General features: G+C 60.9%; 25 protein-coding genes and 2 pseudogenes. 2 read left to right on the forward strand and 25 right to left on the reverse strand.

Annotated features, from left to right (window positions below):
- Positions 1-2: 2 nt before the first annotated feature.
- The 5 genes from ccmE to ccmA form a co-directional block, all read right to left on the reverse strand.
- The gene (gene ccmE, locus PSH57_RS20680) at positions 3-458 is read right to left on the reverse strand and encodes a cytochrome c maturation protein CcmE (protein WP_305416059.1); all 456 of its coding nucleotides are present in this window, start codon (positions 456-458) and stop codon (positions 3-5) included.
- Positions 455-631 (reverse strand): heme exporter protein CcmD, encoded by a 177-nt coding sequence (gene ccmD, locus PSH57_RS20685; RefSeq protein WP_007939192.1) that lies wholly within the window; start codon positions 629-631, stop codon positions 455-457. Before ccmD ends, ccmE begins: the two co-directional genes overlap by 4 nt.
- Positions 628-1,383: a heme ABC transporter permease gene (locus PSH57_RS20690; protein ID WP_256231485.1), complete on the reverse strand. Its 756-nt coding sequence runs from the start codon at positions 1,381-1,383 to the stop codon at positions 628-630. The genes ccmD and PSH57_RS20690 overlap by 4 nt, the downstream gene beginning before the upstream one ends.
- Before the next feature lie 94 nt (positions 1,384-1,477).
- The gene (ccmB, locus tag PSH57_RS20695; protein ID WP_003183957.1) at positions 1,478-2,146 is read right to left on the reverse strand and encodes a heme exporter protein CcmB; all 669 of its coding nucleotides are present in this window, start codon (positions 2,144-2,146) and stop codon (positions 1,478-1,480) included.
- On the reverse strand, positions 2,143-2,778 hold the full coding sequence (ccmA, locus tag PSH57_RS20700) for a cytochrome c biogenesis heme-transporting ATPase CcmA (RefSeq protein ID WP_305385210.1): 636 nt from the start codon (positions 2,776-2,778) through the stop codon (positions 2,143-2,145). Before ccmA ends, ccmB begins: the two co-directional genes overlap by 4 nt.
- Before the next feature lie 199 nt (positions 2,779-2,977).
- Between ccmA and fliK the strand changes: the two genes are divergently transcribed.
- Complete coding sequence (gene fliK / locus PSH57_RS20705; protein ID WP_305385212.1) at positions 2,978-4,549, forward strand: flagellar hook-length control protein FliK; 1,572 nt, start codon at positions 2,978-2,980, stop codon at positions 4,547-4,549.
- Positions 4,546-4,875: an EscU/YscU/HrcU family type III secretion system export apparatus switch protein gene (locus PSH57_RS20710; RefSeq protein ID WP_305385214.1), complete on the forward strand. Its 330-nt coding sequence runs from the start codon at positions 4,546-4,548 to the stop codon at positions 4,873-4,875. Before fliK ends, PSH57_RS20710 begins: the two co-directional genes overlap by 4 nt.
- 264 nt (positions 4,876-5,139) lie before the next feature.
- Here the strand turns inward: PSH57_RS20710 and PSH57_RS20715 are convergent.
- The 20 genes and pseudogenes from PSH57_RS20715 to fliN all read right to left on the reverse strand — a co-directional run bounded on the left by PSH57_RS20715 (position 5,140) and on the right by fliN (position 24,598).
- Positions 5,140-5,536 (reverse strand): annotated as a pseudogene (locus PSH57_RS20715) (DUF2802 domain-containing protein).
- 1 nt (position 5,537) lies between these two features.
- Entirely contained in the window at positions 5,538-6,023 is a 486-nt protein-coding gene (locus tag PSH57_RS20720) for a chemotaxis protein CheW (RefSeq protein ID WP_024778681.1), read from the reverse strand.
- Positions 6,024-6,095: 72 nt separating this feature from the next.
- Complete coding sequence (locus PSH57_RS20725; RefSeq protein WP_305385217.1) at positions 6,096-6,968, reverse strand: CheW domain-containing protein; 873 nt, start codon at positions 6,966-6,968, stop codon at positions 6,096-6,098.
- A gap of 96 nt (positions 6,969-7,064) precedes the next feature.
- The gene (locus PSH57_RS20730) at positions 7,065-7,856 is read right to left on the reverse strand and encodes a ParA family protein (protein ID WP_256231492.1); all 792 of its coding nucleotides are present in this window, start codon (positions 7,854-7,856) and stop codon (positions 7,065-7,067) included.
- Positions 7,857-7,905: 49 nt separating this feature from the next.
- On the reverse strand, positions 7,906-8,790 hold the full coding sequence (gene motD / locus PSH57_RS20735) for a flagellar motor protein MotD (RefSeq protein ID WP_305385218.1): 885 nt from the start codon (positions 8,788-8,790) through the stop codon (positions 7,906-7,908).
- 231 nt (positions 8,791-9,021) lie between these two features.
- Complete coding sequence (locus PSH57_RS20740) at positions 9,022-9,762, reverse strand: flagellar motor protein (protein ID WP_305385219.1); 741 nt, start codon at positions 9,760-9,762, stop codon at positions 9,022-9,024.
- Positions 9,762-10,883, reverse strand: coding sequence for a protein-glutamate methylesterase/protein-glutamine glutaminase (locus PSH57_RS20745; RefSeq protein WP_305444735.1), 1,122 nt, complete (start codon positions 10,881-10,883; stop codon positions 9,762-9,764). Before PSH57_RS20745 ends, PSH57_RS20740 begins: the two co-directional genes overlap by 1 nt.
- Before the next feature lie 48 nt (positions 10,884-10,931).
- Positions 10,932-13,190: a chemotaxis protein CheA gene (locus tag PSH57_RS20750; RefSeq protein ID WP_305385221.1), complete on the reverse strand. Its 2,259-nt coding sequence runs from the start codon at positions 13,188-13,190 to the stop codon at positions 10,932-10,934.
- Between the two features lie 30 nt (positions 13,191-13,220).
- The gene (locus tag PSH57_RS20755) at positions 13,221-14,006 is read right to left on the reverse strand and encodes a protein phosphatase CheZ (protein ID WP_057448511.1); all 786 of its coding nucleotides are present in this window, start codon (positions 14,004-14,006) and stop codon (positions 13,221-13,223) included.
- A gap of 18 nt (positions 14,007-14,024) precedes the next feature.
- Positions 14,025-14,396 (reverse strand): chemotaxis response regulator CheY, encoded by a 372-nt coding sequence (locus PSH57_RS20760; RefSeq protein WP_003183998.1) that lies wholly within the window; start codon positions 14,394-14,396, stop codon positions 14,025-14,027.
- Between the two features lie 167 nt (positions 14,397-14,563).
- Complete coding sequence (fliA, locus tag PSH57_RS20765) at positions 14,564-15,307, reverse strand: RNA polymerase sigma factor FliA (RefSeq protein ID WP_003184000.1); 744 nt, start codon at positions 15,305-15,307, stop codon at positions 14,564-14,566.
- On the reverse strand, positions 15,304-16,134 hold the full coding sequence (fleN, locus tag PSH57_RS20770; RefSeq protein WP_003184001.1) for a flagellar synthesis regulator FleN: 831 nt from the start codon (positions 16,132-16,134) through the stop codon (positions 15,304-15,306). Before fleN ends, fliA begins: the two co-directional genes overlap by 4 nt.
- Positions 16,135-16,251: 117 nt before the next feature.
- Positions 16,252-17,603, reverse strand: a pseudogene (gene flhF, locus PSH57_RS20775) (flagellar biosynthesis protein FlhF).
- Between the two features lie 11 nt (positions 17,604-17,614).
- Positions 17,615-19,744, reverse strand: coding sequence for a flagellar biosynthesis protein FlhA (gene flhA, locus PSH57_RS20780; RefSeq protein WP_305385230.1), 2,130 nt, complete (start codon positions 19,742-19,744; stop codon positions 17,615-17,617).
- Between the two features lie 987 nt (positions 19,745-20,731).
- Positions 20,732-21,868: a flagellar biosynthesis protein FlhB gene (gene flhB / locus PSH57_RS20785; RefSeq protein ID WP_305385232.1), complete on the reverse strand. Its 1,137-nt coding sequence runs from the start codon at positions 21,866-21,868 to the stop codon at positions 20,732-20,734.
- 3 nt (positions 21,869-21,871) lie between these two features.
- Complete coding sequence (gene fliR, locus PSH57_RS20790; RefSeq protein WP_305385234.1) at positions 21,872-22,654, reverse strand: flagellar biosynthetic protein FliR; 783 nt, start codon at positions 22,652-22,654, stop codon at positions 21,872-21,874.
- A 4-nt stretch (positions 22,655-22,658) separates the two neighbouring features.
- Positions 22,659-22,928 (reverse strand): flagellar biosynthesis protein FliQ, encoded by a 270-nt coding sequence (gene fliQ, locus PSH57_RS20795; protein WP_047226258.1) that lies wholly within the window; start codon positions 22,926-22,928, stop codon positions 22,659-22,661.
- Positions 22,929-22,952: 24 nt separating this feature from the next.
- Positions 22,953-23,702, reverse strand: coding sequence for a flagellar type III secretion system pore protein FliP (fliP, locus tag PSH57_RS20800; RefSeq protein WP_256232226.1), 750 nt, complete (start codon positions 23,700-23,702; stop codon positions 22,953-22,955).
- A complete protein-coding gene (gene fliO, locus PSH57_RS20805; RefSeq protein WP_305385237.1) occupies positions 23,702-24,139 on the reverse strand; it encodes a flagellar biosynthetic protein FliO in 438 nt (145 codons plus the stop codon). Before fliO ends, fliP begins: the two co-directional genes overlap by 1 nt.
- Entirely contained in the window at positions 24,140-24,598 is a 459-nt protein-coding gene (gene fliN / locus PSH57_RS20810; RefSeq protein ID WP_305385239.1) for a flagellar motor switch protein FliN, read from the reverse strand.
- Positions 24,599-24,619: the final 21 nt, after the last annotated feature.

Raw genomic sequence — 24,619 nt, forward strand, 5'->3', positions numbered from 1 at the left:
GATCAACCCTCCTTCACGGGAGCGGGCGCCGACTGGCCGCTGTCTTTCAAAGCCTTGGTCACTTCCGGCGGCATGTATTTTTCATCGTGCTTGGCCAGTACTTCATCGGCCACCACCACGCCAGCGGCGTTGAGTTTGCCCAGGGCGACGATGCCCTGCCCTTCGCGAAACAGGTCCGGCAGGATGCCACGGTAGGTGATGGTCACGGTCTTGTTGAAATCGGTGACGTTGAATTTCACGTCCAGCGAATCCCCGGTACGCACCAGGGACCCCTCCTCCACCATGCCGCCGGCACGAATGCGCGTGTCCTTGGGCGCTTCGCCGTTGGCAATCTGGGTCGGGGTGTAAAACAGGTTGATGTTCTGTTGCAGGGCGCTCAGGGCCAGGCCGACCGCGGCGCCGACACCCACCAGGATGGCAAGAATGATGACAAGACGTTTTTTGCGCAGCGGATTCACTGACCGTTCTCCCGGCGCAGACGACGCGCCTCTTGTTGCAGATACCGCTTGCGGGCCAGGATCGGCGCCGCCACGTTGAGGGCCAGCACCGCCAGGCAGATGCCATAGGCGGACCAGACATACAGGCCGTGATGGCCCATGGCGAGAAAATCGCCGAATGATGCAAAACTCATCGAGCGGCCTCCAGGCTGTTCTGTACTTCGGCCTTCACCCAACTGGCCCGGGACTCGCGCTTGAGCACTTCCAGGCGCATGCGTAATAACAGCACCGCGCCAAAAAAGCAGTAGAAACCCAGCACGGTCAACAACAGCGGCAGCCACATTTGCACGGGCATCGCCGGTTTTTCCGTGAGGGTGAAGGTCGCGCCCTGGTGCAGGGTGTTCCACCACTCCACCGAGTACTTGATGATCGGGATGTTGATCACGCCGACAATCGCCAGCACCGCGCAGGCCTTGGCGGCGCTGTCACGATTGCTGATGGCGTTGCCCAGCGCAATTAGACCGAAGTACAAAAACAGCAGGATCAGCATCGACGTCAGTCGGGCATCCCAGACCCACCACGAGCCCCAGGTCGGCTTGCCCCAGATCGCGCCGGTGACCAGCGCCACGGCGGTCATCCAGGCACCGATGGGCGCGGCGCATTGCAGAGCCACGTCCGCCAGCTTCATCTTCCACACCAGCCCGACCACGCCGCACACCGCCAGCATCACGTAGATGGACTGGGCCAACAGCGCCGTGGGAACGTGAATATAGATGATGCGAAAGCTGTTGCCTTGCTGGTAGTCCGGCGGTGCGAAGGCCAGGCCCCAGACCACGCCGACGCCGATCAGCAGCAGCGCGAAGAGGCTCAACCAAGGCAGCAGTTTGCCACTGATGCCGTAGAACCACTTGGGTGAGCCGAGCTTATGAAACCAGGTCCAGTTCATTGCTGTTTCCATCACGGTCGCGGCTCGCCATCACGAGCCGCCAGGTCAGCCTTTACTTCAAAAGAAGTGGTCAGTTCTTGACCAGGCCTCATTATTATTCGCCGACGCTGATCTTCAGGCCAGCGGCTATTGCAAAGGGTGTCAGGGTTATCGCCAGGGCGGTCAGGCTCCCAAGCCACAGCAGATAACCGGTTGCCGGCATGCCTTGCAGCGCGGCTTGCAAAGCACCACTGCCCAGGATCAACACCGGGATATACAGCGGCAGGATCAGCAGTGCCAGCAACAGGCCGCCGCGCTTCAACCCCACCGTCAATGCCGCGCCGACTGCACCGAGCAGGCTCAACACCGGCGTGCCCAGCAACAGCGACACCAACAATACCGGCATGCAGGCGGCGGGCAAGCCCAGCATCATCGCCAGCAGCGGCGAGAGCAGCACCAGCGCCAGGCCGGAAAAAACCCAGTGTGCCAGTACCTTGGCCAAAACCAGAAGGGCCAGGGGGTGCGACGAAAGGACCCACTGCTCCAGGGATCCGTCCTCGAAATCACTGCGGAAAAGCCCGTCCAGCGAGAGCAGGACCGATAAAAGCGCTGCCACCCAGACCAGCCCCGGCGACAAGGTTTGCAACAATTGAGTCTCAGGACCGACCGCCAACGGGAACAGCGCGATGACAATCGCGAAGAACACCAGCGGATTGGCCAGTTCGGCCGGACGGCGGAACAAAAGGCGCGCCTCGCGGGCAAGCAACAGGCCAAACACACTCATACGACCCAGTTCCCCAGATCAATGTTGCGATAACCGGACGGCATCCGCGCCAATGTGTGGTGGGTGGTCAACAGCACCAAGCCGCCACTCTCGCAGTGCCCGGCCAGGTGCTCCTCGAGCTGCGCCACACCCTGCTTGTCCAGGGCGGTGAACGGCTCGTCGAGAATCCACAGCGGCGGGCCGTCCAGATATAACCGGGCCAGGGCTACGCGGCGCTGTTGGCCGGCGGAAAGGGTGTGGCACGGCACGTCTTCGAAGCCGCGCAGGCCCACCGTCGCCAGCGCTTGCCAGATCGCCTCACGCCCGGCCGGTCGATGCAGCGCGCCGAGCCAACTGAGGTTTTCTTCAGGCGTCAGCAAATCCTTGATGCCGGCGGCATGGCCTATCCAGAGCAGATTACGGGCCAGTTCGCTGCGCTGGCTGTGCAACGGTTGACCATTGAGCAGCACCTGGCCGGCGGTGGGCTGCATCAACCCGGCCAACAGGCGCAACAGGCTGGTCTTGCCACTGCCGTTGGGACCGCTGATCTGCACCATATCGCCAGGCGAGAGTCTCAATTCGAGATTTTCGAAAAGCAGCCGCAAATCTCGCTCACAGGCGAGGCCGACGGTTTGCAGGAGAGGACTGGTCAAGGGATCGCGGGCCTTATACGGTTCAAGTCGGCAATGCAGCGGCCGTTAAAGAGGTGCAGCATAGATGCTTTGGTGGCCGGTTCCACAGAGCTGCGTCAAACAATTGCAAGGTTTTCGCCACTCCCTGAAAGACCGGCGGCATTATACATGTCATGCCCCAGGGGGCGTGCTCAATTAGTTTCCCAAGGTAAGACCGCAGATGACAGGCGACATGAACATCCCGCCGCTGCCTCAGGCCCCGGCAACGACACGTATGCCGGCGGTCACGGGTGAACTGCTCAAATTGCTGACGCCGGTCGAAGGCCTGATCGGTGCAGGCCAGACCGCCAAGGCCGAGGTGTTGTCGCTCAAGCAGGCGGAACAGGCCTTCCAGCTGTTGCTCAAGGTCACCCTGGAGAGCGGCCGCCAAACCACCGTGCAAGCCACCAGTACCCAGCCATTGCCCCAAGGCACCAGCCTGGCCGTGACTCAGCCGTCCGCCAGCAACCTGGCGATTACCGTGCAGCAGGCCATCGCCTCCAGCGTCGCCACCCTGACCCGAATCGACACGGCACAGATGCCGGTCGGCACTCTGTTGCAAGGCAAAGTACTCACCAGCCAGGCGTTACCGCAATTGCCGGGGCAACCGGCGGTTTACCGGTCGCTGGTGGGCCTGCTCAACACCGCCCAGGCCGGCAGTACCCTGGACATCGACAGCCCGCAGCCGCTGCGCATCGGCACGCTATTGAGCGCTCAGGTGCAGGACGCCCAGACCTTGAAATTCGTCCCCCTGAGCAACCGCCAGGAACAACTGGCGGTGAGCCAGCAACTGGTCACGCAGATGAACCGCCAGGGCTCGCTGGACAGTTTGATCAGCGCGTTGCAAAAGCTTCCGACCGGCGACGACACTGGTGCCGAGCTGCGCGCCGCAGTGACACGCCTGTTGGCGGGCCTGCCGGATGTCCAGCAACTGAGTACGCCCAAAGGGCTGGCCCTGGCCATGGCCGCCAGCGGCACGTTCCTGGAAAGCAAACTGCTGGCCGGGCAAGTACCGAGCCTGGCACCAGACATGAAGGGCGATCTGCTGAAACTGATCGCCCAACTGACCCCGGCCCTGCCCGCCTCAACCAACCTCGCCGCCATCATTGCCGCCAACACGTTGGCCCAGGCGCTGCCCAGCTTCGTGCGTAACGCTCTGGGAACCCTCGGCCAGGTCAGCGTCAAGCCGCAACCCACCAGTTTCCCCCTGCCTTCGCGCCTGTTGAAAGGCCAGGACGATGAAGGCGACCTGGAACAGCTGCTGCGCCTGGCCGCCGCCGCTGTGTCGCGCCTGCAAAGCCATCAGTTGTCTAGCCTGGAACAGACCGGTCTGACCGACGACGGTCGGCTGATGAGTACCTGGCAGTTGGAAATCCCCATGCGCAACCTGCAGGACATCGTGCCTCTGCAGGTCAAATTCCAGCGCGAGGAAACCCCGCCCCGGGAAGAGTCACAGGAACGCCGTGAAGAACGCGAGCCGAAACAACAGCTCTGGCGGGTTGAGCTGGCGTTCGACATGGAGCCGCTTGGGCCGTTGCAGATTCAGGCCCAGTTGCTCAGCGGCAGCCTGTCGAGCCAGCTGTGGGCCGAGCGGCCGTACACCGCAAGCCTGATTGAAAGCAATCTGACAGCGCTGCGGGAGCGCCTGGTGACCTGTGGCCTGAACGTTGGCGACCTGGACTGCCACCTCGGCTCCCCGCCCCAAGGCCCCAAGACTCGACTGGAACAACGCTGGGTGGACGAAACCGCATGACAACCGACACCGCACCACGCCAGGCCATCGCCCTCAAGTACGACGGCCTCCGCGCCCCGACCCTCACCGCCAAGGGCGATGAAGCCCTGGCCGAGGAAATCCTGCGGATCGCCCGGGAAAGCGAAGTGCCAATCTATGAAAACGCTGAATTGGTGAAGCTGTTGGCGCGGATGGAGTTGGGCGACAGCATCCCGGAAGAGTTGTATCGCACGATTGCCGAGATCATCGCGTTTGCCTGGAACTTGAAGGGGAAATTCCCGCAGGGCTACGACCCGGATGCGCCAAGTGTCGAGAAGGATGTGACAGAGCGCGGCGACGATTATTGATCACTGCGATGCTGTTCCTGTGGCGAGGGGATTTATCCCCGCTGGGTTGCGTAGCAACCCCAAAAAAAACGACTCATTTTCTCTGACTCGCCGGATCGCCCGGATTCAGGACCGCTTCGCGGTCCAGCGGGGATAAATCCCCTAGCCTCAAAAGTGCTCCCCCCAAAAAAAATCGCAGCCTTCAGCAGCGCCTACAGGTGAAGTGAACCCTGTAGGCGCTGCCAAAGGCTGCGATCTCTTGATCTTGCTTGCCGCTTGAAGTTATCAGCCGCCCTTATGCAACTTGCTCATCAACTCCGCCTCGGCCTGGGTCAAGCCGCAGGCCTGGGTCAATTCGTCGACACTGGCGCCCATGCCTACCAGGCGGGCGGCCTGGGCGAAGGACAGGCTCGAGGGATCGCGCTGCTCCAGTTGGGCCAGTTTGTCCGGCAACGGGGCGACCACGGCGCGTAACTCGTGCAGGGCTTCGCCCCATGCGCACGGTGCCGTTCTGGTAATCGTCGACGCGTTTGGCCAGGTCCCTGATGCGTTGATCACGCAACGCATCGCCCTGGGCCTGCTGAGCGGCGATCTGCCGCTGCCCGCGTATGTACGCGACAAACATCGCCAGCGTGCCTGCCCAGAAAAGGAACAGGACAATGACTGCTACCTCAAGAATCAAATCAGATACTCTCCAGTTCCGACCATTCCTCTTCGCTCATCATCTTCTCCAGCTCGACCAGGATCAGCAACTCGTTGTTCTTGTTGCACACGCCCTGGATGAACTTGGCCGACTCTTCGTTACCGACGTTAGGCGCGGTCTCGATCTCCGACTGACGCAAGTAAACCACTTCAGCGACGCTGTCGACGAGGATGCCGACCACTTGCTTATCGGCCTCGATGATCACGATCCGGGTGTTGTCGTTGACCTCGGTGGAGTTAAGGCCAAACCGCTGGCGAGTGTCGATCACCGTGACCACGTTACCGCGCAGGTTGATGATGCCCAGCACGTAGCTTGGCGCACCCGGTACCGGGGCGATCTCGGTATAGCGCAGCACTTCCTGAACACGCATCACGTTGATGCCGTAGGTTTCGTTATCGAGTTTGAAGGTTACCCATTGCAAAATCGGATCTTCGGAACCCTTGAGAGACGACGCCTTATCATTCATACCCTGACCCCTCGAAAAACCGCCTGTGGCGGTGTGTGTTCTGCCCCGTGACGCTGTGCGTCACCGGTTGTCTTATTTCGGTTTCTGGACCGGCTTGGCGCCGCCCAGGTGTTTTGCCCCGCCGCTGGCGATCAGCTCAGCCAGCTCGGAAACGTCCAGCAAGGCGCACATGTGTTCGATCACCGTACCGGCCAACCATGGCCGTTGCCCTCGATGGCTGCGCCACTTGATCTCGTTCGGATCCAGGCGCAGCGAGCGACTGACCTGATGCACCGCCAACCCCCATTCATAACCTTGCACTGAAATCACGTACTGCAGGCCCTGGCGAAAGTCATCGCGATAACGGTCCGGCATTACCCAGCGCGCGGTATCCAGCACTTTCAAGTTGCCGGCCTGGCTCGGCAGGATCCCCAGAAACCATTCAGGCTGGCCGAACAACGGCGTCAGTTCCTGCCCAGCCAGGGAATAAATCGATCCCAGGCATACCAGCGGCACCGCCAGGGTCAACCCGGCCACATCGAACAACAAACACTCGAACGGCTCAGCCGCCCAGGCCGGACGGTCGTCGGTCGGCACCAGCGGCGGTGGGCTACTGGGTGGCAGATGGACTTCCACCACCGGCGTCACCAGGCCCTGCAACAACGGTGCAACGGTCGAGACCGGCGCAAGGATCGGCGCAGGCGCCTCCATCACTGCCACCTGAGGCTTGATGAACGGAGCCTCGACTGCCGCGGCAATCACTGTTTTGTGTGCATCACGAGCCTGCTCTTCGAGCACGGCCGCTTGAAATTCATCCAGCACACCCTCGGCTTCTACGGGCTCGGGCAACGCCTCGGTCACGCTCGCTTGCGGTGGCAATTCTTCGGTTGCTTCCTGCAGCAGCCCATCCAGATAAGACTGCAGGGCCAATTGCGGACGCGAGGTTGTCTTTATCGGGCGGCTCATAGGAACAGTGCGCCACTTGAAAAGGTTATCGGCATGCATGCGCCAGGACTTGAGCGCTCACAAGCGAGTGCAGTGCCTTTGGTAAGCCTGGTCACCTTAAGCCACCTGCTGCGAAACGAGCTGCTGGGCCAGCAGGTGCTTGAGCAGCGCCCGGTAGGCCAGCACGCCGCGGCTCTTGCCATCGAATTGCGAAGGGGTCACGCCGGCACGACTGGCATCACGCAAACGGGTGTCCACTGGAATGTAGCCTTGCCAGATGTCATCCGGGTACATGTCCCGCAGGACGCGCAGGGTGCTCAGGGACGCCTGGGTGCGACGGTCAAACAGGGTCGGCACGATGTTGAAGGCCAACGTTTGCTTGCGCGAGCGGTTGATCATCGCCAGGGTATTGACCATGCGCTCCAGGCCCTTGACTGCCAGGTGCTCGGTCTGCACCGGGATAACCAGTTGCTGGCTGGCCGCCAGGGCGTTGACCATCAGCACGCCAAGTAGCGGCGGGCTGTCGATGATCGCGTAATCGAAATCTTGCCACAATTGCGCCAGACTCTTGGCGATCACCAGGCCCAGGCCGCTTTGTCCCGGCGACTGCCGTTCCAGGGTCGCCAGGGCGGTGCTGGATGGCAGCAGGGAGATCCGCTCATCGCTGGTGGACTGCAACAACTGCCCCGGCAGGCCTTCGGGCACACCGCCCTTGTGCAGGAACAGGTCGTAGTTGCTGTGCTCCAGGCTATCGGGATCATAACCAAAGTAGCTGGTCATCGAGCCGTGGGGGTCCAGATCGACCATGACCACGCGCTTGCCCGCCTCGGCCAGCAATCCGGCTAAAGCGATGGAAGATGTGGTTTTACCCACACCACCTTTTTGATTGGCGACTGCCCAGACTCTCATTCGGATTGTTCCTCCCGGCCGATACAGGCTCGGCCGAGAAATAGCTCAGTTATAAAGCGGGTGACGGAGAATTGACGGCGCTCTGTCTTCCCGGCGACTTGGGCTGGGGCGGTGCAGTTTGTGTGCCAGCGCGCTTCAATGCCGCATCCGGTGTTGCATGGGCCGTGCCGGTCCCGGTCAGGCTGCGGCGCACCTCAAGGTTGCGCGACACCACCAGCACCACCCGCCGGTTGCGCGCCCGCCCCTCGGCGGTGGCATTGTTGGCCACCGGCTGGAATTCACCATAGCCCACCGACGCCAGCCGGCCGGGGTTTACGCCCTGCATGGCGAGCATGCGCACAATGCTCGCCGAACGGGCCGATGACAGTTCCCAGTTGGTCGGGTACTGCGCGGTGCGGATCGGCTGGTCGTCAGTGAAGCCTTCAACGTGGATCGGATTGTCGAAGGGCCTGAGGATCGCGGCCACTTTATCGATGATGTTGAACGCCATGTCGCTGGGCATCGCGTCGCCGCTGCCAAACAACAGGCTGGAGTTGAGTTCGATCTCAACCCACAACTCGTTGCCGCGCACGGTCATCTGATTGGAGCTGATCAGGTCGCCAAACGCCGCGCTGATATCATCGGCAATGCTTTTCAACGGATCGCTGCCGCCGGCGATACCGGCATCGACCTGCTCGGAATCCCTGACCAGCGGCTTGGCCGGCGTGGTGGTCTTGGGTCGCTCATCGCCGATGGGAATCGGTTTGAGGGCGCGGTCGGAGTCGGTAAAGACCCCGATCAGCGCCTCGGAAATAACCTTGTACTTGCCTTCGTTGACCGACGAAATCGAATACATGACCACGAAAAAAGCGAACAGCAGCGTGATGAAGTCGGCGTAAGACACTAGCCAGCGTTCATGGTTGACGTGTTCTTCACGATGCCTGCGACGTGCCATGTTAGAGCGTGCCCATAGTAAATGACGAAACAGAGCTTGCCGCTGCCTTGGTGGCAAGGGGATTTAGCGAAACGTCGCACCGCCCCGCTGGGCTGCGCAGCAGCCCCAAGGCAAACGACTCGATCAATCTGGTACATCGAGGTACCAGGTTTTGGGGCCGCTTCGCGGCCCAACGGGGATAAATCCCCTCGCCACAAGTTTGGCGCAGACCTGAGCGCCCTACGTTTTCCATCAGTCCATGAAGCCCTGAAGCTTCAACTCAATGGAGCGCGGGTTTTCACCTTCGGCGATCGACAGGATCCCTTCCAGCAACATTTCGCGATAACGCGACTGGCGCAACGCAATGGACTTGAGCTTGGCGGCGATCGGCAACAGCACCAGGTTGGCACTGGCCACACCATAAATGGTCGCGACGAAGGCCACGGCGATACCGCTGCCCAGTTGCGACGGATCGGCCAGATTGCCCATCACGTGGATCAGGCCCATCACCGCACCGATGATGCCGATGGTCGGCGCATAGCCACCCATGCTTTCAAAAACTTTGGCCGCTTCGATGTCACGGCTTTCCTGGGTATAGAAATCCACTTCCAGGATGCCGCGGATGGCCTCCGGCTCAGCGCCGTCCACCAGCAGTTGCAGGCCTTTTCGCGAGTAGCTGTCCGGCTCGGCGTCGGCCACCCCTTCCAGCCCCAGCAAGCCTTCCTTGCGGGCGGTCAGGCTCCAGTTCACCACGCGGTCGATGCCACCGGCCAGGTCAACTCGCGGCGGGAACAGAATCCAGATAAGCACCTGCATGGCGCGTTTGAAGGCGCTCATGGGCGACTGCAACAGCGCCGCGCCGATGGTGCCGCCGATCACGATCAGCGCGGCCGGGCCGTTGGCCAAGGCTCCCAGGTGACCGCCTTCCAGGTAATTGCCACCAATAATGGCGACGAACGCCATGATGATGCCGATCAGGCTGAGCACATCCATTACAGGCACGCCTCGATCAGGTGTCTACCTATGTCGTCCAGCCCGTACACCGCGTCGGCCAGATCGGCTTTGACGATCGCCATCGGCATACCATAGATCACGCAACTGGCTTCATCCTGGGCCCAAATGGCGCTGCCGCCCTGCTTGAGCAGGCGCGCGCCTTCACGACCGTCGGCGCCCATGCCGGTAAGCACCACCGCCAGAACTTTGTCGCCGTAGGATTTAGCCGCGGAGCCGAAAGTGATGTCCACGCACGGCTTGTAATTGAGACGCTCATCGCCGGGCAGGATTTTCACCGCGCCGCGGCCATCGATCATCATCTGCTTGCCGCCCGGCGCCAGCAGCGCCAGGCCCGGACGCAGGATGTCGCCATCCTCGGCCTCCTTGACGCTGATACGACACAGCTTGTCGAGGCGCTCGGCGAACGCCTTGGTGAAGGCTGCGGGCATATGCTGGATCAGTACGATCGGAGCCGGAAAGTTGGCCGGCAACTGGGTCAGAACCCGCTGCAAGGCAACCGGGCCACCGGTGGACGTACCAATAGCGACCAGTTTGTAGGCTTTGCGCTTGGGAGCCGGCGACGACGCACTGGCTGGCGCGGAGCGAGCTGGCGCAGGGGCCGCAGCACTGCGCGCAGGGGCCGGATTGAAGCCGCCCGACGAAGCCGGGGCTGGAGCTGGAGCTGGAGCCGGCGCAGGTGCGCTATAGGTGCCGAGACGCCGGTTGCTGCGGGAAATGCTGTGGACCTTCTCGCATAGCAATTGCCGAACCTTGTCGGGGTTGCGCGAGATGTCTTCGAAATTTTTCGGCAGGAAATCCACCGCCCCGGCGTCCAGCGCATCGAGGGTCACCCGGGCGCCTTCATGTGTCAGGGAGGAGAACATCAATACTGGGGTCGGGCAGCGCTGCATGATATGCCGCACCGCCGTGATGCCGTCCATCATCGGCATCTCGTAGTCCATGGTGATCACGTCAGGCTTGAGCGCCAGCGCCTGATCGATTGCCTCTTTGCCGTTGGTCGCCGTACCGACGACCTGAATACTCGGGTCCGCCGAGAGAATTTCCGAGACGCGGCGGCGGAAAAACCCCGAATCGTCCACCACCAGGACTTTAACTACCATAAACACTCCGTTAGACGAGACGCGGCTGCGGGCCGCGCCCCTCCAGAATCAAATACGCCGTGCGGCGTAACGCTTGAGCATGCTTGGCACATCGAGAATCAAAGCGATGCGGCCGTCGCCGGTAATGGTGGCGCCGGACATGCCCGGAGTGCCCTGGAGCATCTTGCCTAGCGGCTTGATGACCACTTCCTCCTGGCCCACCAACTGGTCGACGACGAAGCCGATCCGCTGGGTGCCCACCGAAAGGATCACCACATGGCCTTCGCCCTGCTCGACATGAGCAGCGGAGCTGACCAGCCAGCGCTTGAGGTAGAACAGCGGCAGTGCCTTGTCCCGCACGATCACCACTTCCTGGCCGTCCACCACGTTGGTGCGCGACAGGTCGAGGTGGAAGATCTCGTTGACATTGACCAGCGGGAAGGCGAACGCCTGGTTGCCCAGCATCACCATCAGGGTCGGCATGATCGCCAGGGTCAGCGGGACCTTGATGACGATTTTCGAGCCCTGGCCCTTGGTCGAGTAGATGTTGATCGAACCGTTGAGCTGAGAAATCTTGGTTTTCACCACGTCCATGCCCACGCCACGGCCCGACACGTCGGAAATCTCGGTCTTGGTCGAGAAGCCCGGCGCAAAGATCAGGTTGTAGCACTCGGAGTCGCTCAGGCGGTCGGCGGCATCCTTGTCCATTACGCCACGCTTCACAGCGATGGCGCGCAGCACATTCGGGTCCATGCCTTTGCCATCGTCGGAGATCGACAGCAGGATGTGGTCGCCCTCCTGCTCGGCGGCCAGTATCACCTTGCCGCTACGGGGCTTGCCTGACTCTTCGCGCTCCTGCGGCGACTCGATGCCATGGTCGACCGCGTTGCGCACCAAGTGGACCAGCGGGTCGGCCAGGGCCTCGACAAGGTTCTTGTCCAGGTCGGTCTCTTCACCCACCAGTTCCAGGTTGATTTCTTTCTTGAGCTGGCGTGCCAGGTCGCGAACCAGGCGCGGGAAGCGCCCGAAGACTTTCTTGATCGGCTGCATCCGGGTCTTCATGACCGCAGTCTGCAAGTCAGCCGTGACCACGTCCAGGTTCGACACGGCCTTGGCCATGGCTTCGTCCTGGCTGTTGAGGCCCAGGCGCACCAGGCGGTTACGCACCAGCACCAGTTCGCCGACCATGTTCATGATCTCGTCCAGGCGAGCGGTGTCGACTCGAACGGTGGTCTCGGCTTCGCTGGCCGGCTTTTCCGCCGGTGCAGCCGCCGGTGCACGGGCTGGCGCCGGTGCGGCGGCAGCGGCGGGTTTGGGTGTCTCGGCTTTCGGTTCCGGCGCCTTGGCAGCGGGCTTGGACACTGCAGTCTGCGCCGGCGCAGCGGCAGTTGCGGCAGGCGCAGCCGTTGAGGCCGTGCCGACTTCGCTGAACTTGCCTTTGCCGTGCAGTTCGTCGAGTAGTGATTCGAATTCGTGATCGCTGATCAGGTCGCTGCCAGCCACTGCGGCGGCGGGCTTGGCCGGGGTCGGCGCCGAAGCGATGGCCGAGTCCAGTGCATCAACGGCAAAGGTGCCCTTGCCATGCAACTGATCGAGTAGGGCTTCGAATTCATCGTCAGTGATATCGGAGTTGTCGCCCGCCGCTTTCGGGGCGACCGGGGTCGCCGCCGGAACGGCCGCATCGGGGGCAAACTGGCCCTTACCGTGAAGCTGATCGAGCAGCGATTCGAACTCGGCGTCGGTAATTTCGTCGCTGGCGGCGGCATCGGTGGCTGGCGCGACCGGGGCAGCAGGCGCGGCCGGAGCCTGGGCTTGGGCCTTGACGGCGTTCAGAGAGTCCAGCAGTTGTTCGAATTCGTTATCAGTGATGTCGCCGGACTCCTCGGCGACCGGCTCCTCAACCACTGCTGCGGCTGCCGGTGCGGCTTCGTCAGCCGACTGCGGCTCGGCCAGGCGCGCCAGAGCGGCGAGCAGCTCAGGCGTAGCAGCGGTGATCGGTGAGCGCTCGCGCACTTCGCTGAACATGCTGTTGACCGCGTCCAGCGCTTCGAGCACCACGTCCATCAATTCCGAGTCAACGCGACGCTCACCCTTGCGCAGGATGTCGAACACGTTCTCGGCAATATGACAGCACTCCACCAGCTCATTGAGCTGGAGGAAGCCGGCGCCTCCTTTTACAGTGTGGAAACCGCGAAAAATTGCATTGAGCAGATCCGCATCATCTGGTCGGCTTTCCAGCTCGACCAATTGCTCGGACAGTTGCTCTAGAATCTCGCCGGCCTCAACCAGGAAATCCTGAAGGATCTCTTCATCGGCGCCGAAGCTCATTAATGGCTGCTCCTAAAACAGGGCTAAAACTCAGAATCCAAGGCTGGACAGCAAATCGTCCACATCGTCCTGACCGGACATAACGTCTTCTCTTTTATCGGCATGAATTTGCGGACCTTCACCCTGAGAGAGATGTTTTTGTGGATCTTTTTCCGCAAGCATCGCTTCACGGTCGTGTTCGATGCCTGCAAAGCGGTCGACCTGGCTGGCCATCAACACCAGTTTGAGCAGATTGCTTTCCACTTCGGTGACCAGTTGGGTCACCCGTTTGATCACCTGGCCGGTCAGGTCTTGATAGTCCTGAGCCAGCAGAATGTCGTTGAGGTTGCTCGCCACGGCGCGGTTCTCGGTGCTACTGCGCGTCAGGAAACCGTCGACCCGACGGGCCAGCTCCCGAAACTCTTCAGCACCGACTTCGCGCCGCATGAAACGGCCCCAGTCGGTGCTCAAGGCCTGGGCTTCATCACTCAGGCCATTGACCAGCGGCGTTGCGCTCTCCACCAGGTCCATGGTGCGGTTGGCCGCGGCCTCGGTCAGCTTGACCACATAACCCAGACGCTCGGTCGCGTCGGTGATCTGCGAGACCTCCTCGGCCTGCGGCATATTCGGATCGATCTGAAAATTGACAATCGCGCTGTGCAGTTCACGCGTGAGCTTGCCCACTTCCTGATACAGACCGCGGTCACGGGTCTGGTTGAGCTCATGGATCATTTGAACCGCATCGCCAAAGCGGCCTTTTTCAAGGCTGTCGACCAGTTCGCGGGCATGTTTTTTCAGGGTCGATTCAAAGTCGCCCATTGAAGATTCGTTATCCATAGCTCCCCCGTGGCGCCGTTAACCGATGCGTTCGAAGATTTTTTCGATCTTCTCTTTCAACGCCTGGGCCGTGAAGGGTTTGACCACGTAGCCGTTCACACCGGCCTGGGCCGCTTCGATGATCTGCTCGCGCTTGGCTTCGGCAGTGACCATCAGCACCGGAAGGTGCTTGAGTTTTTCGTCGGCGCGCACATGGCGCAGCAAGTCGATACCGGTCATGCCGGGCATGTTCCAGTCAGTCACCAGAAAGTCGATGCTTCCGCTGTTGAGAACCGGAATGGCAGTGGTGCCATCGTCGGCCTCGACAGTGTTGGTGAACCCAAGGTCACGCAACAGGTTTTTTATGATCCGCCGCATCGTTGAGAAGTCATCAACGATGAGGATTTTCATGTTCTTGTCCAATTCGACCTCCAAGCAGTCTTAAACGCGCCCAGCACCTGAACGCGCCATTTCAATCAATCCGGCACAACACTCGACAACGGTCTGGAGCACAACGGATGGAGACTGGCGCAGCGCAAGCCATGCCAATCCCGTTCGCAGTGTCCCCACACTGCCTGTCAGCGCGCTCGCCACTCCCCCAAACGCCCCCGCAAACGGGCCGCGCACTGGCTGTGTAACTGGCTGACCCGCGATTCGCTGACCCCCAGGACCTCACCGATTTCCTTGAGGTTCAGCTCTTCGTCGTAGTACAGCGCCAAGACCAGTCGCTCACGCTCCGGCAAATTGGCAATCGCATCCGCCAGCGCGCTCTGGAAACGCTCATCTTCCAGATCACGCGATGGCTCCATGTGAGCACTCGCGCCATCCTCGTGCAGCCCTTCGTGTTCGCCGTCCTGCAACAGGTCGTCGAAACTGAACAGGCGGCTGCCCAAGGTATCGTTCAAAATCCCGTAATAATCATCGAGACTCAATTGGAGTTCGGCCGCAACCTCGTGATCTTTAGCGTCACGCCCGGTTTTAGCTTCAATGGCGCGAATTGCGTCACTGACCATGCGGGTATTGCGATGCACCGAACGCGGCGCCCAATCACCCTTGCGGACTTCATCGAGCATCGCCCCGCGAATGCGGATACCTGCATAGGTCTCGAAACTGGCGCCCTTGCTCGCGTCGTATTTGTTCGACACTTCGAGCAGGCCGATCATGCCCGCCTGGATCAGGTCTTCGACCTGGACACTGGCCGGCAAACGCGCCAGCAAGTGATAGGCGATACGCTTGACCAAAGGCGCGTAACGCTCGATCAGTTCGTATTGGGCGTCCCGTGCCGATTTCTTGTAGAGATGGTTGTAACCGCTGGCTGTCATAACACGGGCCCTGCTGTTTGTTGCACGAGACGCTCGACGAAAAACTCCAGATGCCCGCGCGGGTTGGCCGGCAGCGGCCAGGTATCGACCTTCTGGGCGATTGCCTTGAACGCCAGCGCGCATTTGGAACGTGGAAAGGCTTCATAAACGGCACGTTGCTTCTGGACAGCCTTGCGTACGCTTTCGTCGTAGGGCACAGCGCCGACGTATTGTAGGGCGACATCCAGGAAGCGATCCGTGACCTTCGTCAACTTGGCGAACAGGTTGCGTCCTTCCTGGGGGCTCTGGGCCATGTTGGCCAGGACGCGGAAGCGGTTCATGCCGTAGTCGCGATTCAATAGCTTGATCAGGGCATAGGCGTCGGTGATGGACGTCGGTTCGTCGCAAACCACCAGGAGCACTTCCTGGGCAGCGCGTACGAAACTGACGACCGAATCACCGATACCGGCTGCGGTGTCGATCACCAGCACATCAAGGTTGTCACCGATGTCGCTGAAGGCCTGGATCAGGCCGGCGTGCTGGGCCGGGGTCAGGTGAACCATGCTCTGGGTACCGGACGCCGCGGGCACGATGCGGATTCCGCCCGGCCCCTGCAGCAGCACGTCGCGCAGTTCGCAGCGGCCCTCTATCACGTCCGCCAGCGTGCGCTTGGGTGTGAGCCCCAGCAGCACATCGACGTTCGCCAGGCCCAGGTCGGCGTCCAGCAGCATGACCCGTCGGCCAAGCTCTGCCAGAGCCAGGGACAAGTTCACTGACACGTTAGTCTTGCCGACGCCACCTTTGCCGCCGGTCACCGCGATCACCTGTACGGGATGCATGCTGCCCATGTTCGTTCTTTACCTTGTCTTACTTAGACGGAGGCCACATTACTGGCTGCGCGCTCGCATGAAGGAACAATGCATGGCAGACCATCGATGTAGGTACAAAAAATATTCATGATTACCTCAGCCGACCTGCTTGGTCGGGCTGTGGTAGATGTCAGCGAACATATCAGCCATGGCTTCTTCGCTGGGTTCTTCCTGCATTTGCACACTCACGGCACGACTGACCAGTTGATGACGGCGCGGCAGATGCAAATCATCCGGGATCCGCGGCCCGTCGGTCAGGTAGGCCACCGGTAAATCATGACCGATGGCCAGGCTCAACACCTCGCCCAGGCTTGCCGTTTCATCCAGCTTAGTCAGGATGCAGCCGGCCAGCCCGCAGCGTTTGTAGCTGTGGTATGCGGCGGTTAGAACCTGTTTCTGGCTGGTGGTTGCCAACACGAGATAATTTTTTGACCGGATACCGCGCCCGGCCAGGCTTTCGAGCTGCATGCGCAGGGCCGGATCGCTGGCTTGCAGGCCGGCGGTATCAATCAGTACGACGCGCTTGCGCAGCAGTGGTTCCAGCGCCTGGGCCAGGGACTTGGCCCGGATCCACATGGGTCACCGACACATTGAGGATCCGACCCAGGGTCTTGAGTTGTTCCTGGGCACCGATACGGAAGCTGTCCATGCTCACCAGGGCGATGCTCTGAGCGCCGTACTTGAGTACATAACGCGCTGCGAGCTTGGCCAGGGTGGTGGTCTTGCCCATGCCGGCCGGGCCGACCATGGCAATGACTCCACCTTCTTCGAGGGGCTCGACTTCCGGTGTGGCGATCATCCGCGCCAGGTGCGCCAGCAACATGCGCCAGGCCTGGCGAGGTTCTTCGATATCGTTGATCAGCGCCAGCAGGTCGCGGGACAACGGGCCGGACAGACCGATGCGTTGCAGGCGACGCCACAGGGTTAGCCTGGGCCGGACGGTTGCCTTGCAACTGGTTCCAGGCCAGGGAGCCGAGCTGAACTTCCATCAGTTCACGCAGGCTGTTGAGTTCGAAGCGCATTGAGTCCAAGGCACGCGGGTCGACGCCACCGCCTGACGCTACCTGGGTCGGTGCCGGACGACGCGGCTCGGCCTTGGCCTGCTCGACCAGCGGCTCGGCAGCGGTCAACGGCAGTCCGGCGGTCAGTGGCTGGCCGGCGAACAATTGACGATTGGTGCCCGCGCTGGCTTCGCCGTCGCTGCTGCGCAAGCTCAATTCGGCCTGGGCACTGGCGATGCGCGACTGGGTCTTGCGCAGCTCATCCTCAAGTTCCATGTTGGGAACACGTGGGGCCAGCGCCGACAATTTGTAATCCAGAGCCGCCGTCAGCTCGACACCGCCGGCGATCCGGCGGTTGCCGATGATGGCTGCTTCAGCACCCAGCTCGTCACGAACCAGCTTCATGGCCTGACGCATATCGGCGGCGAAAAAACGCTTCACTTGCATAAACCACTACCTCAGCCGTTGGGCCCTACTGTCGCAACGATGGTCACTTGCTTGTTGTCCGGTATTTCCTGGTACGCCAGCACATGCAGCCCCGGGACCGCGAGGCGCCCGAATCGCGAAAGCATCGCGCGAATCGGACCGGCCACCAGCAGGATCACCGGTTGGCCTTGCATCTCCTGCCGCTGGGCTGCATCGATCAACGAACGCTGCAGCTTCTCGGCCATGCTTGGCTCCAGCAGAACGCCCTCTTCCGAGCCTTGTCCTGCCTTCTGCAGACTATTGAGCAATATCTGTTCCAACCTTGGCTCCAGCGTGATCACAGGCAGCTCGGACTCAGTACCTACAATGCTTTGGACGATTGCGCGGGATACGCCAACCCGCACCGCAGCGACCAGAGCGGCGGTATCTTGACTCTTAGAAGCGTTGTTGGCGATAGCCTCGGCAATGCTGCGAATGTCGCGCACCGGCACCTGCTCGGCCAACAGCGCCTGCAACACCTTGAGCAATTGCGACAACGAAACCACGCCGGGCACCAACTCTTCGGCCAGTTTGGGCGAGCCTTTGGCCAGTACTTGCAGCAATTGCTGGACTTCTTCGTGGCCGATCAGCTCGCTGGAGTGCTTGTACAGAATCTGGTTCAAGTGGGTGGCGACCACGGTACTGGCATCCACCACGGTATAGCCGAGGGACTGAGCCTGGGCCCGCTGGCTGATTTCGATCCATACCGCTTCCAGGCCAAAAGCCGGATCCTTGGCGGTAATGCCGCTGAGCGAACCGTAGACCTGCCCCGGGTTGATCGCCAGCTCACGGTCCGGGTAGATCTCGGCTTCGGCCAGAATCACGCCCATCAGCGTCAAGCGATAGGCACTTGGCGCCAGATCGAGGTTGTCACGAATATGTACGGTGGGCATCAGAAAGCCCAGATCCTGGGACAGCTTCTTACGCACACCCTTGATCCGGGCGAGCAATTGCCCCCCCTGATTGCGATCCACCAAGGGGATCAGGCGGTAGCCGACTTCCAGGCCGATCATGTCAATGGGCGTCACGTCGTCCCAGCCCAACTCCTTGGTTTCCATGGCGCGAGCCGGCGATGGCAGCAGTTCCTGCTGGCGCTTGACCTCCTGCAGGGCCTGAACCTTTTGCACGTTCTGCTTCTTCCAGAACAGGTAGGCAGCACCCGCCGCCAGGGCGGCCATGCTCAGAAACGAGAAATGGGGCATCCCGGGGACCAGGCCCATCACGGCCATCAGTCCGGCTGCAACGGCCAACGCTTTGGGCGAAGCAAACATCTGCCGGCCGATTTGCTTGCCCATGTCTTCGGAGCCGGACGCACGGGTCACCATGATCGCGGCGGCTGTGGATAACAACAGTGATGGCAATTGCGCCACCAAACCGTCACCAATGGTTAACAGCGCGTAAACCTTGCCGGACTCGCCGAAGCTCATGCCGTGCTGAAAGATACCGACAGCCATGCCACCGATCAGGTTGATAAAGAGAATCAGCAGACCGGCGATGGCGTCGCCGCGCACGAATTTGCTGGCACCGTCCATGGAGCCATAGAACTCGGCTTCCTGGGCGACTTCCAGGCGACGGGCCTTGGCCTGGCCCTGGTCGATCAGGCCGGCGTTGAGGTCAGCGTCGATTGCCATTTGCTTGCCGGGCATTGCATCGAGGGTGAAACGCGCGCTCACCTCGGAAATCCGCCCGGCGCCCTTGGTCACCACGACAAAGTTGATGATCATCAAAATGGCGAAGACGACGATACCTACCACGTAGTTTCCGCCAATCACCACCTCACCGAAGGCCTGGATCACCTTACCGGCAGCGGCGTGGCCTTCATGCCCGTGGATCATCACTACCCGGGTGGACGCCACGTTCAGCGCCAGACGCATCAGCGTCGCCACCAGCAGAATGGTCGGGAACACCGCAAAATCCAGTGGCCGCAATGCATACACACACACCAGCAGTACAACGATGGACAAAGCAATGTTGAACGTGAAGAACACGTCCAGCAGAAACGGTGGCACCGGCAGCATCATCATGGCGAGCATGACCAGCAACAACAACGGCACGCCCAGATTACCCCGGCTGAGGTCGGCTACGTTGTTGCGCGCGGTGCTGAGTAACTGAGAGCGATCCACCAATAATCCCCGTTCCTGTGAAGCAAACTTTTGACGCCCGAAACGGGCGCAGACGGGGTATTGCAAGAAGCCTTCCAACTTTTGCCAGAGGCTGAAATAGAGGTGCTAACCAGGGCGCTGAATGCAATCCAGTGGGGGCAGGCTCGCCCCCACAGTTTTTCCGAGTCGTGCGTAGGCGCTGTATTCCCCCCAAAAAACTGTGGGAGCAAAGCTTGCTCGCGATAGCGGTGGGTCAGCTTGCCGGGATGCTGAATGTGTCGCCGTCATCGCGAGCAGGCTCGCTCCCACAGTTTCCGAGTCGTGTGCAGGCTTGTATTCACCCAAAAAAACCTGTGGGAGCAAAGCTTGCTCGCGATAGCGGCGGGTCAGCTTGCAGGGATGCTGAATGTGCCGCCGTCATCGCGAGCAGGCTCGCACACAGTTTCCGAGACGTGCGAGGGGTTGTATTCGCCCAAAAAAACCTGTGGGAGCAAAGCTTGCTCGCGATAGCGGCGGGTCAGCTTGCAGGGATGCTGAATGTGCCGCTGTCATCGCGAGCAAGCCCGCTCCCACAGTTTCCGAGTCGTGTGCAGGCTTGTATTCACCCAAAAAAACCTGTGGGAGCAAAGCTTGCTCGCGACTGCGGCGGGTCAGCTTGCAGGGATGCTGAATGTGCCGTCGTCATCGCGACCAGGCTCGCCCCCACAGTTTCCGAGTCGTGTGCAGGCTTGTATTCACCCAAAAAAACCTGTGGGAGCAAAGCTTGCTCGCGATAGCGGCGGGTCAGCTTGCAGGGATGCTGAATGTGCCGCCGTCATCGCGAGCAGGCTCGCTCCCACAGTTTCCGAGTCGTGCGCAGGCTTGTATTCGCCCAAGAAAACCTGTGGGAGCAAAGCTTGCTCGCGATTGCGGCGGGTTAGCTTGCAGGGATGTGAAATGTGCCGCCGTTATTGCGAGCAGGCCGCTTCCACAGGTTCTGCATCCAAGCGGAATCAGCACAGGCCCGAGTCAGGAGTCGCGCCGCAAATCCGGTGGAATCGGCAAGTCCTTTAGGGGCTCGGGACGCTTGCCTTTGCCGGCGCGGTGTTGACGGATCTGATAGACGTAGGCCAGCACTTGGGCTACGGCCAGGTACAGGCCGCCAGGAATTTCCTGGTCGAGTTCGGTGGAATAGTAAATCGACCGCGCCAAAGCCGGAGATTCGAGCAGCATCACTTCGTTGGCTACGGCGATCTCGCGGATTTTCAGCGCCAGGAAATCACTGCCCTTGGCCAGCAACACCGGGGCATTGCCTTTGTCGGGGTCGTACTTGAGTGCCACGGCGTAGTGGGTCGGGTTGGTGATGACCACATCGGCGTCCGGGATCGCTGCCATCATCCGGCGCTGGGACACTTCACGCTGCAACTGGCGAATCCGTTGCTTGACCTCCGGCTTGCCCTCCTGGTCCTTGTGCTCGTCGCGGATCTCCTGCTTGGTCATCAGCAGTTTCTGCTTGCTCTGATACAACTGGACCGGCACGTCGATGGCGGCGATCAGAATCAAGCCGCAAGCCATCCACAATGTACTCCAGCCCACCAGTTGCACGCTGTGGATGATCGCCTGCTCCAATGGTTCATGGGCGATGCGCAGCAAGTCGTCGATATCGGCCTGCAGTACCGTCAGCGCGACAAACAGGATCAGGAAAAACTTCCCAAGCGCCTTGAGCAACTCCATCAGCGCCGTGCTGGAGAACATTCGCTTGAGGCCGTTAGCCGGGTTCATCCGACTGAACTTGGGCGCCAGGCTCTTACCAGCAAACAGCCAGCCCCCCAGGGAAATCGGGCCGATAATGGCCGCAATCAGCAGAAAAATCAGGACCGGTTGCACGGCCAGGAGCGCGATCTTGCCGGAGTGCAGCAGGTATTGCCCCATGGCGCCGGGACTGAGCAGCACCTCGCGGGGCAGGGAAAAATTCAGGCGCATGATTTCCAGCAGATCCAGGGCCAGCCCGCCGCCATAAATCAACAGACCGCCCGCCCCGGCCAACATCACCGCCAGGGTATTGAGCTCCTTGGAGCGCGCAATCTCGCCCTTGTCGCGGGATTCTTTCTTGCGCTTCTCCGTGGGGTCTTCTGTCTTGTCCTGCCCACTCTCGCTTTCGGCCATGGTTCAGCGCGCCTGTGCCATGTCGCGTAACAGCTGCAGGGCCTGGGTCGCCAGCGGCTGATACTGGTTGAGAATATCCCCCAGGCTGATCCAGAAAATCACCAGGCCCAGCACCAGGGTCAGCGGAAAACCGATGGAGAAAATGTTCAACTGCGGCGCCGCCCGGGTCATGATGCCAAAGGCAATATTGACCACCAGCAACGCGGTAATCGCGGGCAACACCAACACCATCGCCGCCCCTAGAACCCAGCCGAGCTTGCCGGCGATATCCCAGAAATGATTGACCAGCATCGCGCTGCCCACCGGCAACGTGGTGAAGCTCTCGGTCAGCACCTCAAACACCACCAGGTGCCCGTTCATGGCCAGAAACAGCAGCGTCACCAGCATCGTCAAGAACTGACCGATCACAGCGCTGTTCACGCCGTTGGTGGGGTCGACCATGGACGCGAAACCCATGCCCATCTGGATCGAAATGATTTGCCCGGCCACCACGAACGACTGGAAAAACAGCTGCAGCGAAAAGCCCATCAAGACGCCAATCAGAATCTGCTCTGCTATCAGCATCAACGCACTGAGGTCCAGGGCGTTGACCGGCGGCATAGGCGGCAGCCCCGGCGCGATGACCACCGTGATCGCCAGGGCGAAATACAGCCGTACGCGGGTCGGCACAAGGGTGGTGCCAAAGACCGGCATGCTCATCAGCACCGCGGTGACACGAAACAGCGGCAGGATAAATGACGCCACCCAGGTACTGATCTGGGTATCCGTCAGTTCGAGCATCGACATCAGGTCAGCCGATCAACTGCGGAATACTGCCGTAAAGCTGCAGGATGTATTCCATGAAGGTTTGCACCAGCCAGGGCCCGGCGACGATCAATGTCACCAGCATCACCAGCAGGCGCGGCAGGAAGCTCAGGGTCTGTTCGTTGATCTGGGTCGCGGCCTGGAACATCGCCACCAGCAAGCCCACCAGCAGGCTGGGTATCACCAGCACGGCGACCATCATGGTCGTCAGCCAGAGCGCTTCGCGGAACAGGTCTACCGCTACTTCAGGCGTCATATTCTTGCTACCCGCACAAATGGCCTAAACACCGCCGAAACTGCCCGCCAGGGTGCCGATGATCAGCGCCCAGCCGTCCACGAGCACGAACAGCATGATTTTGAACGGCAGGGAAATGATTAATGGCGACAGCATCATCATACCCATGGCCATGAGCACGCTGGCGACCACCAGGTCGATGATCAGGAACGGGATGAAAATCATGAAACCAATCTGGAACGCGGTTTTCAGCTCGGAGGTCACGAATGCCGGCACCAGGATGGTCAGCGGCGCCTGATCCGGGCTGGCGATGTCAGTGCGCTTGGACAGGCGCATGAACAGTTCCAGGTCGCTGGTGCGGGTCTGGGCCAGCATGAAATCCTTGATCGGCACTTCAGCCTTGGCCACCGCGTCCTGGGCGCTGAGGGTTTCCGCCAGGTAGGGCTGCAGCGCATCCTGGTTCACCCGGTCGAAGACCGGTGCCATGATGAACATCGTCAAGAACAGCGCCATGCCGGTAAGAATCTGGTTCGATGGCGTCTGCTGCAAGCCCAGGGCCTGGCGCAGGATCGAAAAGACGATAATGATCCGGGTGAAACTGGTCATCAACATGACGAACGCCGGGATGAAACTCAGCGCGGTCATGATCAGCAGGATCTGCAGGCTGACCGAATATTCCTGAGCCCCTTCGGCGTTGGTGCCCAGGGTGATTGCCGGGATCGACAGCGGATCGGCGGCAAACACCAGCGGCGCGGCCAGCATCAGGACCACCGCCAACAGAATGCGCAACGGCATTACTTTTTATCCTTCTGATCTTTACCCAACAGTTCCATGAGGCGCTGGGCAAACTCGGGGGTGGCCTGGTCGGTGGCAGGCACCTGCACCGGCTCCTTGAGAACATGCAACGCCGTAATAGTGCCCGGGCTCAGACCCAGCAGAATCTGCTCATTGCCGACCTGAACCAGCACCAGCCGGTCTCGCGGGCCAAGCGCACGGGAAGCGACGATGTCGATGACCTGCCCCTTGCCGGCGGGCCCCGACTGTTGCACGCGGCGCAGCAACCAGGCCAGGAAGAAGATCAACCCCAGCACCAGCAGCAGACCAAGCACCAACTGCGCCAGTTGCCCGGCTATCCCGCTACCCGCCGCCGGAGCAGCAGCTACGGTGGCTGCCGGTTCGGCCGCCAGCACGCTGAACGGCAGCATCAAGGCTGTTGCGAAAAAACCTTTCACTCAGCGCAGCTTCTTGATGCGTTCGCTCGGACTGATCACGTCCGTCAAGCGAATGCCGAACTTCTCGTTGACCACCACAACCTCGCCATGGGCGATCAGCGTGCCGTTGACCAGTACATCCAGCGGCTCGCCAGCCAGGCGATCCAGTTCGATCACCGAGCCTTGGTTGAGTTGCAGCAGGTTACGGATATTGATGTCGGTGCTGCCCACTTCCATGGAAATCGACACCGGGATGTCGAGAATCACGTCCAGGTTCGGTCCGTCCAGCGTCACCTGTTCGTTGCTTTTGGGCACGCTGCCAAACTCTTCCATCGGCAGACGGCTGGAAGCGTGAGCACCCGTGTCGGCCGCCAGCAAAGCGTCAATGTCAGCTTGTCCGGCGTCGCCGGTTTCTTCCAGGGCTGCTGCCCATTCGTCGGCCAGCGCCTGGTCATCCTGGGTGTTCATATCGTCAGCCATCATTTGTCCTCGGCGGGCAAA

The sequence above is a fragment of the Pseudomonas hefeiensis genome (assembly GCF_030687835.1).
Taxonomy (GTDB): domain Bacteria; phylum Pseudomonadota; class Gammaproteobacteria; order Pseudomonadales; family Pseudomonadaceae; genus Aquipseudomonas; species Aquipseudomonas hefeiensis.